We start from the raw sequence: 12,521 nt of genomic DNA, 5'->3' as shown, positions 1-12,521 counted from the left end.
AACCTTCACGCAGTGCTCTTCTATTACCCGCACTTTTCCTGAGACGCTCGATTTGGGCATAGGAATCAGCACCACACTGGGGTTATCAACAATGACCCCATGTGGGGAGACTTTCAAGTTGTTGCCTTTCAGGCACGACTCCAGGAAGCTCAATAAACCCCCACGCTTCGCAGTCGGCGTGAGCAAGGTGTTCAGGACATCGCGCAACTCCTCAGCGCATCTCGCGCCACCAAGCACAATTTCACTCAGCTTCATTTTTGAGGTGTTGTCATACGAGCCTAGAATATGGGCCCTACCTTTTTCTGCAAATGGGTACTGCGCTTCTGGGTCAAGTATATGCCAGGGCGTTTTTGCCCTAGCCTCCATAATTTGATCTACTTGTTCCTTGAGTCTGAATGCAGGGAGTATATTATCTGTAGAGATAACTCTCGCCGGTTTTACATCACTGAGTCTTTCTCTTACTGTGTCAACCGCATGTTTCCCTGCGGCATATACGCTTTGTGCGGGGCTGTTATAAGTACTCTGTTGTTGTGGGGGCGTGTAAAAAAAATCGCAATCTGGTTTGAGCCTAGCGAACACTTCAGGCTCTTTTCGCCCATCTACTCCTATCTGTGCCAGCTCAATTTTCAGCTGGCTGATCAAAAACTCGCCTTCGAAGTCTTTTGGGGATGAGATTCTGTATGACATAGTTGCTGTCATCCTATCCACATATTTCGCATCCATAACTCCCCGTTTAGTTTTGTTTTTTGCGACCCGTAGCCGGTGTTTTTCAACTACAGATATTGCGCTGTGCTCTGTGGAAAGAGGATTTTCTCTGGTGACGGAGACCAGTGGTGTTGGGACATCCTCTTCTGAAGTGACGACAAGGGCATGGTCTCCCTGCTTATACACGTTGGTGTGGTATGCAGTTTTTAGTATGTAATCCAGCAGCGCAGTGCACTGCGCGGTGGGTCTTACTATGGTGTGTAGAGTATCTATTAAGGAGCTGTCACAGCGTTTATCGCTGTTTAGATCTATGCTCTCATCAAAGGCGACTAGTGCACAAGCTGCCCCCGCCGTGCTTGTACTAGCTTCCTTTCGCGTTAATAATATCTCCCAGGGTTTGGGGAGATTCACATTACCGGTCACCAGTAAAACCTCTATCAGAGAGAGCTATAAAAACGCACAGCACTTACTGCAGCTGCTGCGTGTACACAACGCTGCCTGTGCTTGCAGTTCTACTCCCCTTTTCTGTGTGCGGCGCACGTTCCACTTTTGCCCATGATTTTTTGCTGGCTTTGTGGGTTTGAAGTACGCCACGTAAATCTAACGTGCCGATAGGATACAACATCAAGAGTAAAAAAATATGTACAACAATTGCCAATTCTCAACTCAAGGTTGAATCTTGCTTATACTTGTTGTGGCAGTGAGAGCGGCTCTTCAACGGTGCAAGGCGCGTTATGCGCGGTGTGTGGCAGGGGGCTTCGTCTGAATCCTATCTAACCGTGATTGGCAAGTCTTTAGTTTGTGATTCTTAGCAAAAACGGTTGGCAAGGTGTGTCATCGCCCGACAGATGTGTTGTGGGGATTCGTGCTATAGGAGCCTACTGCAACATCATGCACAACCACAGCAGGGGTAGCATCATGCCTTTCCGTGTTCTGTGCGGAAGTTTTTTCTCTGCATTCTGTTAATGTTGTGGTGCTAGATCTGGCGCTACGTGCTTTCGGACCCGAATCTTCTGTATACGTGGCACGTTGCATTGTCCCAACACCCCGGTTAGCGCAGCAACAGGAGATACACAGTCTGACGAGTAACCTGAATGGGTAAGTTATAGCCTTCCACACGAGGCTCAGAATCGTTTTCAGAGTTGAGAGGATCCGGCTACAGGGGGTTGTCGCGGGTTCGGGTTCCCTCTCGCGCTGCACACTATCAGTATGGTCAGCCTTCTTTACGCGTTTCCTCTTACGGCCTCTTTGGCACGACTCGTGAATCTCTATGGCATCCATCCAAGGCAGACTACTCTCAGAAGTCATGTCGTCCAGTTCAAAGCACTTTTGTTGTTCATGGTCCTTTCCACACAGCACCACAAGCCTTGCGTGTCGTATCTCATACTCGAGCCTTTCCGTTTCAGCTTCAGGAGCGTGTACCGTGTATAAAAACTGCATGCCCATTTCATTGCTGTCATCACCGCGCTGTTGTGTCACAGTTGCTGTGTGAGTCACGTAGTACGAGGCGTACCCCGGCACGCTTCTGCTTATGATTGTGTTCTTAATCCTGAAATCAGAACCAGGTGGCGAGCAGCGAGCATTGATTGCGTTGGCTACGCCCAAAATTAGATTTTCAGCAAAACTATGCCTACTGCTTCCCTGTATGAAGAACAGACGCCTCATTAAGACGCTATCTTGTAGGGTCTCTGTTACGTGATCTCCGAGTGTAGGCTGACGACTCAGGGCTGCTGTGTCGGCCCCCAGTGTTGGTTCCTCAGGCTGTACGGATTCCCCTGGGGGAACGCTTGTAGGGCTGTGAGCCTCAGCAAGAAGACTTGCGCGTTTGGAGGCGCAAAGTCGAGCCACGGCTCGCTCGATAGTTCTGGTGATCTCTCTGTTTATTATAAATTGCTCATGATTGTAGTATGCTACGGCATCTAGAAGTTCTTCTGTAATTTGTGCGACAAACTGAGTGCCGTACTTGAATTCTTTTTCGGCTACTGTCCGGAATGTGTCTTGAATTTTGTCTCTAAACGCCCTAAGTATTGCCTCTATGCACTCACCATCCAAAATTACGTATGCGCCATCCTGCTTTGTCGCAAGTACGCTGGTCACCAGAGTGGTTATGTCTTCGTCTTGAGCGACAAATTTGGTGTTGTACTGTTCATGAAGATAGTTGTGTATGCCCAGTATCATTGACGAGCAAAACGCAATCGCAGGTGAGGGAAGTATTGTGTATTTCAAATGTGGGTCTCCTGACAGGTGACTGGGATTTTTAGCATCGTTCATTTCCATTCCCTAATCTAAACTTCTTATGTTGAGATGTGGTCTACACATCTCGTTCCGACCACTCATGCCTACCTGCGCCCATTGCTGCGTTCCCAACGTCATTTTTCTCTGCTGCGCCTGCAGGGAGCAGAGTGCTCTCGGCTTCCTCAACCATAGCATCTTAAGTTTGCTGGCGAGGTTGTCTGCTAACTTTACTATGATAACCACCATGTTTTCACATGCATGTCTGTGTGTTGCCAAGATGCAATGGCTCTGTTTCTGTGCCAATTTTGTAGGTACCTCACGTGTTTAGGTTGAACGCAGGGATGTTCGCCTCACGTGTGTGGAGGGGTGCGCAAACTCCGTGCGCGACACACGCGCATTTCCTCATGCCATGGTTGAGGCATATAATACACACGTCCCTGCAGGTTGGTGACCCATCACAAGAATTGCAGCTATCCATTTGTTCCGCGAATTTGCACCTGCAACTTCTCTTTACGGCGACTGACCGCAGCCTTTTTTGTTTTGGTTACATCTCCGCTGTCTGAGACCATTGTATCTCCATGTTAACACTCCGTTCTGTTTAGTAGTGTACCCCCTATTTGTGCTGGAAATCCTTAATTTCTTCGTTTTTTAGGGCGTATTCTGCAGAGGCTTTCCTAATCATGATCCTGTATGCTTGAATTGCCTACACCATTATTGTGCCTACCAAACGAGTTTTACACCGGATATGATAGCCTGTTCTTGTGGTTCCTTTTCTGTCTGTAAGTAATCGTGTGAGTGCTATAGTGTTGCTTGCGTTGCTCCGGGTTTTGGCTCGCTCATCAGTCTCTCGATGCCCCATGCTCGCCCTTAAGAGAGAGACTGGACCTGTACGTAATTGTTCCCGATTGTGCCACTGCTCTTCTCCGCGTGCTACCCGAACCAGTTGGTTGCATGCAGCTTTCTCCATCTATGGAAGTAGCACTCTGATTGTTACATGTAGCCGTCCACATTTTTAAGCACTTGTACGTGTTCTGCGGGAAGCTCTTTGATAAACCTTGATATTTTCATTGGCTGCCTCCAATTGTTTACTTCCCGTACCGCAACGCATGATATGAATAGCCGTTCTCTTGCCCTAGTCATGCCGACATATGCCAAGCGACGCTCCTCTTCTAAAGCATTTCCAGTGGCATCATGCATAGATTTTTCATGGGGGAAGATTCCTTCTTCCCACCCAGGAAGGAAAACTAGCGGGAATTCCAGGCCTTTAGCCGCATGCAGAGTCATCAAGTATACGTGATTGCTGATTGATTCCGGTGAGTCTACTTCAGTCACCAAGCTTATATGCTCCAAGAACTTGGTCGCGTTTTCAAAGCTTAATACGGCAGTGAACAGTTCCTCGATGTTTTCCATTTTTGACGCGCTTGCCTCTCCCTCGTCTTTGAGCATTCTAATATATCCAGAATCCTCAGCTATGGCTCGCATTGCCATCATTAGTGAGCCTGAGTCCAGAATTTCCTGCCAGTGATCAAATTTGCCAAATAGCTTTTGTAGGATGTTGGAGGTCCTTTCCGGTAACAATCCGAAGTTTATCATGGACTTTCCAGCCTCGACCAGTGACAGCCCATTGTCCTTGGCGTAAGCTCGCATTTTGGCGACTGTTGAAGCCCCAAGCTGCCTTTTGGGTTTGTTAATTATTCTTTCGAATGCAATATCGTTCCTAGGGTTGGCGACCACCTTGAGGTATGCCACCAGGTCTTTGATCTCCTGTCTGTCGTAAAACTTGGTACTACCTACAATTTTGTAGGGAATCCCACATCTTACCAGATATTCTTCAAATACCCTGGTCTGAAAACCCGCTCTGACCAGTATTGCGGTCTCATCAAATCTGTACTCACTGGAGTTTTTTATGTATTCACTAATAAACCGCGCTTCTAACCTACCATCCAAAAACTTCATCAAGCCGACTTTTTGTCCTTCATGATTTGCGGTCCATAGCTTTTTACCTAGCCTGGACTTATTGTTGTTTATGATTGCAGAAGCGGCACAGAGTATGTTGGAAGTGGATCGATAATTACACTCCAACCTGACGATCTTTGCCTGGGGAAAGTCGTCTGCGAATCTTAGGATATTACCAACTTCGGCCCCGCGCCAGCTGTAAATGGACTGGTCATCATCTCCGACGCAGCACAGATTTTTACGTTTTTGTACCAGCAGCCGTAACCACAAGTACTGCACTGTATTGATATCCTGATATTCGTCAACCATAACGTATTTAAACTGCTCTTGGTAGCGAGAAAGAACATTGGCATGTGTGCCAAATATTGATACGTTATACAGGAGGAGATCACCAAAATCTGCGCAGTTCAGCGCCTTTATGCGCTCCTGGTACTCATAATAAACATCGCGCTCTATACTACCCGAGTGTTTATGTAGCTCTGTATCTGTAACGCCTCCGGGTAGTAGCCCTTTTTCTTTCCACCGCTGTATTGCATACACTATTTTTTTGCACTCATCCGCAGAGTGTTCAGATTTCATATCACTTACAATGGTCTTCACCAACTGTAGCTGGTCGTCTGGGCCAATTATTGTGAAATCCCCCTTCAGGCCCACAAGTTCCGCGTTGCTACGCAAGATTTTAGCTGCAATTGCGTGAAACGTTCCAAGCCATATACCCGGAGCATTGACGATCTCACTCACTCGGACAAGCATCTCCTTCGCAGCCTTGTTTGTGAACGTTACTGCCAAAATTTGACTGGGGAACGCCAGCCCACTCTTTATTATGTATCCCATCCTAGAAGTTATGGTGCGAGTCTTGCCTGTTCCAGCTCCTGCCAGAATGAGGACAGGGCCATCCACACAGAACACGGCCTCTTTTTGTGCCTCGTTTAGAGATAAGAGAAAGCCTTCTGTGGCGCGCTCTGGCATTTGCTCGGTGCCATCTGTTGGGAAGTCTTGGTATTCCATAGTTTCAAAGCCCCGAGAATGCGGATGCGAGTGTTTACTTAAGGTACGATACCCATGGTACCCAAAGAGAATATACAATCAACAAAAACCGAGTAGGGGGATAACTGCACATGATGGAGCGTTTCCCGGGATGCAGCCACAGCAATGTTTACTATTTGGGGTATTCTGCATATGTGCGTAAACAGATTTGCGTTGGGGGAAACCGGGAATGTCTCTGGTGACTATTTGGTGCGTAGATTTAGTGGTTTAAACAACCCTTTGGGAGCGATCTATACACATTTCAGACTTGAATTGGGGCTAGAGCACTGCAAACAATTGCCTTGACCTTGGCAACTCGGAGAACTAAGATGGGTGGTCTTTTGTAGGTCGTGATGTCCGTTGTACAGATGAACGGAGGTGTTTTACCCGTTTCCATAGAGAAGGAGCTCGAGAGTTCGTACCTTTCCTATGCTATGAGCGTGATTGTGAGCAGGGCGATCCCCGATATTCGGGATGGCTTGAAGCCGGTTCACAGAAGGATTTTATATTCCATGTACAAGTCCGGGTATGATCACAACAAGCCCTACAAGAAGGCAGCCCGCGTTGTGGGTGACGTCATGGGTAGGTATCACCCCCATGCGGACACCGCAATTTACGATGCGCTGGTCAGAATGGCGCAAGATTTTTCCCTTCTTGTACCGCTGATCGATAGCCAAGGTAACTTTGGTTCCGTGGATGGCGATCCTCCGGCTTCCATGAGGTACACAGAAGCCAGGTTGGCAGAGGCCGCGCACTTTTTGCTTAATGATATTGATGAAGACACCGTTGATTTTCGTCCTAACTATGATGAAAACGAGGAAGAGCCTGTAATACTGCCCGCAGAGTTTCCCAACTTGCTTGTTAACGGCGCTGGCGGCGTTGCTGTTGGTATGTCGACCAACATTCCATCGCATAACTTGGGTGAAGTTGTTGATGCGTGTGTGGCGTACATAGAATGTCCAGATATAACTTTGGACGAGCTTATGGCCATAATACCCGGGCCGGACTTTCCCACCGGGGGGGTGATCATGGGGAATGCCGGGATCAGGTCTGCTTTTGCTACTGGGAGGGGAACTATAGTTATCCATGGCAGGACGCACACCGAAGATTTACCTTCCGGTAGGCAGGCTATCATCATAGATGAGATTCCATACCAGGTGAACAAGGCGAAACTCGTTGAGAGGATCCATGAACTTGTCAAGGAGAAGAAAATAGAAGGTGTTGCCGATCTTCGCGATGAATCCAACAAGTCTGGTATACGTGTCGCCGTGGAGCTTAAAAAACAGGTGAATTCTCAGGTGGTGCTGAACCAGCTTTTGGGGCTGACCCCCCTAAGGACTAGCTTCAGCATCAACACGCTTGTGCTAGAGAGCAACAAGCCTCGGGTTATGCCCTTGCTTGAGATTATTTCCACGTTCATTAGCTTCAGAAAGGAAGTTATAGTACGTAGGACCAGGTTCAGACTCAAGAAGGTTAGGGAAAAGGCGCACCTGTACATCGGTATGTACATTGCAGTGCTCAATATTGATGAGGTGGTTGCGATTATCAAAGCCTCTAAAGACAGTGCCGAGGCCTCTACTGCGTTACGGGAGCGCAGGTGGGCTCCGTCTTCGGATATAAGGAATATGATAGAGTTGGTATCTGATAGTACTGGTGTTGTTGAGGATGGAATGTACCAGCTGACCGTTCCCCAGGTCAAAGCCATTTTGGAGATGAGGTTACAGCGCCTTACCGGTCTTGAAAAAGGGAAACTGGAAGCAGAGCTGGAGTCCATGGTTGCTTTGATAACCGAGTATACCGAGATTCTGAGCACGGACTCCTTACTCATGAACTTGGTCAAGCAGGGGTTGTTGGATGCCAAGGCGAAGCTCGCTAAGCCTAGGAACACAGCCATAGAGCAATCCACTGATGAGATTGACGCAGAGAGTCTGATTCCCAGAGAGGAAATGGTGGTCACGGTGACCATGAACGGGTTTGTGAAGCGAGTGAAGCTGTCCAACTACAGAGCGCAAAAGCGCGGCGGGAAGGGGCGCGTGGCTCAGGGTATCAAGGAAGAGGACGTTACCACGAAGCTTTTTGTCGTCGATACCCATACCAGCGTGCTGTTCTTTTCCAATATGGGCAAGGTGTATAAGCTGAAGGTGTATAAACTTCCGCTAGGTGAGCCCAGCTCCCGGGGCAGGTCCTTGGTGAATATTTTCCCGCTTGCTGAGGGCGAAACGATCACCAGTGTAATGCCGCTGCCCAGTTGTGATGATGCGGCGGGCATTGCAGATCTGGATGTGGTGTTTGTGACTGCGTCGGGTAACATTAGGCGCAATGCTTTGTCCGATTTTCAATATGTGCCTTCCAGTGGGAAGATTGCCATGGTTCTGACTCCCGGTGATAGGTTGGTATCTGCGCGGGTATGTAGGTGTGTAGATCACGTGCTGCTCTCCAGTAGGTTGGGAAAGAGCATTAGATTTTCTGTGAGCAACGTGAGGCAATTTCGTGGCAGGACGTCTGATGGCGTTAGGGCTATACGGCTCTCTGCGGGTGATCAGGTGATCTCTATGTCTGTGCTATGTGGTGTGGAAGCCAGTTCTGAGCTTAAGGATGCCTACCTAAAAATTCCGGTGGAGGCCAGGATTACTACTGCGTGTGTTGGCGTTGTCAGCGATGCAATTGCTCAAATGCTGGAAGAGCACGGTATCGAGAAAGAGTCCTTTTTAGAGATGGCTCGCAATGAGCAATTCATACTGACGGTGACTGAGAATGGTTTTGGGAAGAGGACATCTGCTTATGAATACCGTATTACCTCCAGAGGGGGAGTAGGGGTGGTCAACATTCTTACAACTGTGCGAAATGGTAATGTGGTTGCCAGTTTTCCTGTTGCTCAGACAGATCAAGTTATGCTGATTACTGACGGGGGCAAGCTGATCCGCATAGCGGTGACTGATATCAGGGTTGTGGGACGTAGCACTCAGGGTGTGACTCTCTTTAAGACTGAAAAGGATGAGAAAGTAGTATCCGCGGCCATTGTGTTCGATGGTGGCAAGGAAGAAGGCGAAGAAGAGGAGCAGTCTTCGGACGATGGCAGCTGATGAAGGACGTTGATTCACTTTTTGGCAGGTTCTCCGCCAGCAATCCGCATCCGCGCATAGAGCTGCGGTATCGCAATGAATTCACTCTGCTGGTTGCTATAGTGCTGTCCGCACGCGCTACGGACGTGAGTGTTAATAAGATTACAGACAAGCTGTTTGATGTGGCCGATTCACCTGAGAAGATGCTTGTTTTAGGGGAGGATGGGTTAAAAAGCCACATAAGTAGCATAGGGCTCTACAACTCCAAAGCTAAGAACATAATTAAGCTGAGTGAGGTGCTTGTTAAGGAGCATGGTGGGGCAATTCCCAGGGAATTTTCCACTCTGACTGACTTACCCGGAGTCGGCAGAAAAAGCGCCAATGTGTTCTTGAATTCTGCACTTGGCATTCCTGCTATCGCGGTTGATACGCATGTTTTTAGGGTGAGCAACAGGATTGGGCTGGTCCATGAAGAGAGTGTTCTGGGGGTGGAGGGTGCGCTCAACGAAGTTGTTCCGGAGCGGTGGAAGTTGTACGCGCACCACTGGCTGGTGCTGCACGGCAGGTATGTATGCAAGGCACGCGCTCCCCTGTGCCATAAGTGCATTGTCAGTGATTTGTGCGACAGCTACGGGAAGTGGTCATGAAGTGCGGGTTGTGGTGGCTATAACCGCTTGGGTAGCGTGCTTGCGTTGTTTTCAAGTGTTGCGGTGACTTTAGCACTGTGGAGTAGCAACTTCCTATGCAGTCTCCTTTGTAAGTTAGATGTGGCCCAGCCTCTAGAGTCCTGGACCTAGGGTAGGTCTCCACGTTGTTATACCACTAAAATCATTGACTATGGGGACGTGTATCACTACAGTACAGGGCGGGATGTGTTTTGGTATAACTAATGGAATTAAAGGCCGTTAGGGGGTTTTTCCTGAGATTCAAAGGTGCGGTAATCGCCCTGGTGTTGCTCATGCTTGGAGCCTCTGGGGCCGTGTTCTTTCTAGAGAATCGCCGCGAGGCAATGTCTGAGCAGGAAGGTGACGCTATGTACTTTGCTCTCAAAGGTACAGGTGATGAGGGTATTAAAGGCTTGGAGCGCTTGTCGAGCGGCAAGGGTACAAGCGCCCACCTGGCAAAATTTAGGTTGGCGCACGCCTATGTTAAGGAAAGACAAGATGTTTCTGCCGCGCGCGACGTGTATGAAAAGTTAGCTACAGATAAGAGTCTAGTCCGCGAGCTAAGAGAGCTGGCTGAGTATATGAGTGTTGTGCTATCCATTAGTTTGGGCGAGACCGGTGCTGAACTGGAGAACAGGATTGTACGACTTGCCTCGAGTAAAGATGGTGTGTACAAGTCTTCAGCTAAGGAGGCTCTGATATTGCTGAAGCTCAAGAGTAAGGATGTAGATGCTGCCGTCGGGGTTATGCGAGAGATATTGGGAGATGCTTCTTCCAGTCCCGAGGTGAGGAGCAACGCGGAAAGTTTACTGAGGGTTTATGGGACTTAGGGCTTTTTGGTCTCTGAGGCTTGAAAAACTGGCATCCAACGGTTGTTGAGTGCTGTTGTGTTCGATTATATGTGATAGGGCAGGGTTATGGGTGATGTTGAAGAGTTAAAGTTTGATGCTGAGGTAGGCAAGGTTCTTAGTCTTGTTGTGCATTCTCTTTACACGAATAAGGATATCTTTCTGCGTGAAGTCATTTCAAACGCCTCTGACGCCTGTGACAAGCTTAGATATATGTTTTTGTCGGATCAGAGCCTCATGGAGAGCGGGGAAGAGCTGAAGATAGTCATCAGCGCGGATGTGGATAAGAGGGAGCTTACCATACGGGACAATGGCGTGGGGATGAGTCGCCAAGAGTTGATAAATAACTTGGGAACCATTGCTAGTTCTGGGACTCAGAAATTTCTGGAGGAGTTAAAAGGTGGCAAGGCGCAGGGATACGATCTGATAGGGAAGTTTGGTGTAGGTTTCTATTCGGTGTTTATGGTTGCAACTGATGTTGTTGTGGAATCCTGTAAAGCTGGGGAGAAAGTAGGACACAGGTGGCAATCCTCAGGTGATGGCGTTTTTTCTGTATCGCAGATTTCCGGGGATGTGAGTAGAGGCACCAAGGTTACCCTGGTGCTCAAAGAAGAGGAGTCCGAATTTCTTGATCGGTTCCGCATTGAACATGTTGTAACTACATACTCTGACTACGTAGGCTATCCGATATACTTTATAGCAAGTGATGGCGCTGAAGAGAAGCTCAACAGCGGGGTTGCCATATGGACAAAGCCGAAAGATGCAATTTCTGCGAGTGAGCACATGGAGTTTTTTCGCTCTGTAGCACATATAGGAAGTGAGCCTTGGATGGTGATACATAACAAGAACGAAGGGGCGATAGAATATATAAATTTGCTGTACGTTCCTTCTGTGAAACCGTTTGACCTGTTCCATCCGGATAGAAGGTGCTCTGTCAAGCTGTACGTAAACAGGGTGTTTATTACTGAAGATAATGTGCAGGCTGTTCCGCAGTATCTGCGGTTTCTCAGGGGTGTGATTGACTCTTCCGACCTACCGCTGAACATAAGTAGAGAGACTTTGCAGAACAACGCGATAATCGGAAAAATCAAAGCCTCTGTGACCAGGAGAGTGCTTACTGCTCTTAGGGAAAAGGCTGAGAATGACCCTGAGGACTACAAGACGTTTTGGGAGAATTTTGGTCCAGTGCTCAAGGAGGGTTTATGCGAGGCCATGGATACTGAATCTCGCGAGGCTATTATTTCAGTGTGTAGGTTTCACAGCAGTAATGGTAAAGATGGGGAGCTTACGAGTCTGAGTGATTACATCACTAGGATGAAGGAGGGCCAGGAAAGCATATTTTACCTATCTGGGAATGATTTCGAGTCTGCCATACGGAGTCCTCAAATCGAGGGGCTGGTAAGTAGTGGAGTTGAAGTGGTGCTGCTTGTGGATCCAGTGGATGATTTCTGGACTAGCGTCGTTCCGGAATATAAAGGGGTACCTTTCAAGTCTGTGACGCGGGTGGACGAGAACGATATGGAGAAGTTCGCCGGTGCGGAGGACAAGAGCGCTAAGAAAACGAAAGGGAAAAAAGGCACTGATGATGCGCACCAACACGAAAATGTTGAGGCCTTTATTGCCTACATGAAGAAGGTGCTCGGAGACTTGGTGAGTGATGTCAAAGTTTCACGGAAACTCACGACCAGCCTGGTTTGCCTTGCTGTTCCAGAGAATTCGTTGGACATTAGGATGGAACGGTTTTTGAGGGAGCAAAAGCAGCTTAGTTACAAGGGTAGTAGGATCCTTGAGATTAATGACAAGCACCCAGTACTGAGTGGTTTGCTGAAAGAGTATAAAAGCAAGGGGGAAAGCGAGCTGCTGGAGAATATGATTCACATACTATTTGGCCAGGCCTGTATCATAGAGGGTGAAGAGGTGGGCAGCGCGATTGACTTTGCAAATAGAATGAATCAGATTCTGTCGCTACTGTTTAAGAAATAAACCCTGGTTCAGGGGTTGCTGCCGGTGTGCGGGTCGTGTGA

Annotated in this window: 6 protein-coding genes and 1 pseudogene; 4 read left to right on the top strand and 3 right to left on the bottom strand. The window is 48.3% G+C overall.

Going from position 1 to position 12,521, the window contains the following annotated elements:
- From OC187_RS01100 to OC187_RS01090, 3 genes and pseudogenes are all read right to left on the bottom strand, one after another.
- Positions 1 to 1,128 (bottom strand): annotated as a pseudogene (locus OC187_RS01100) (hypothetical protein); the annotation flags it as partial.
- Positions 1,129 to 1,539: 411 nt separating this feature from the next.
- Positions 1,540 to 2,976, bottom strand: a complete 1,437-nt coding sequence (locus tag OC187_RS01095) for a hypothetical protein (protein WP_262997780.1) — start codon at positions 2,974 to 2,976, stop codon at positions 1,540 to 1,542.
- Positions 2,977 to 3,930: 954 nt separating this feature from the next.
- Positions 3,931 to 5,904: an ATP-dependent helicase gene (locus OC187_RS01090; protein ID WP_263008501.1), complete on the bottom strand. Its 1,974-nt coding sequence runs from the start codon at positions 5,902 to 5,904 to the stop codon at positions 3,931 to 3,933.
- Between the two features lie 386 nt (positions 5,905 to 6,290).
- Between OC187_RS01090 and gyrA the strand changes: the two genes are divergently transcribed.
- From gyrA to htpG, 4 genes are all read left to right on the top strand, one after another.
- Positions 6,291 to 9,005, top strand: coding sequence for a DNA gyrase subunit A (gene gyrA, locus OC187_RS01085; protein ID WP_262997873.1), 2,715 nt, complete (start codon positions 6,291 to 6,293; stop codon positions 9,003 to 9,005).
- Positions 9,005 to 9,631 (top strand): endonuclease III, encoded by a 627-nt coding sequence (gene nth, locus OC187_RS01080; protein ID WP_262997782.1) that lies wholly within the window; start codon positions 9,005 to 9,007, stop codon positions 9,629 to 9,631. Before gyrA ends, nth begins: the two co-directional genes overlap by 1 nt.
- Positions 9,632 to 9,873: 242 nt before the next feature.
- A complete protein-coding gene (locus OC187_RS01075; RefSeq protein ID WP_262997783.1) occupies positions 9,874 to 10,479 on the top strand; it encodes a hypothetical protein in 606 nt (201 codons plus the stop codon).
- Between the two features lie 87 nt (positions 10,480 to 10,566).
- The gene (htpG, locus tag OC187_RS01070; protein ID WP_262997784.1) at positions 10,567 to 12,480 is read left to right on the top strand and encodes a molecular chaperone HtpG; all 1,914 of its coding nucleotides are present in this window, start codon (positions 10,567 to 10,569) and stop codon (positions 12,478 to 12,480) included.
- Positions 12,481 to 12,521 lie beyond the last annotated feature (41 nt).

It is taken from the genome of Anaplasma capra (assembly GCF_025628805.1).
GTDB classification, from domain to species: Bacteria; Pseudomonadota; Alphaproteobacteria; order Rickettsiales; family Anaplasmataceae; genus Anaplasma; species Anaplasma capra.
The sequence above is the reverse complement of the archived record's forward strand: the minus strand, read 5'-3'. Positions and strand labels throughout refer to the sequence as shown.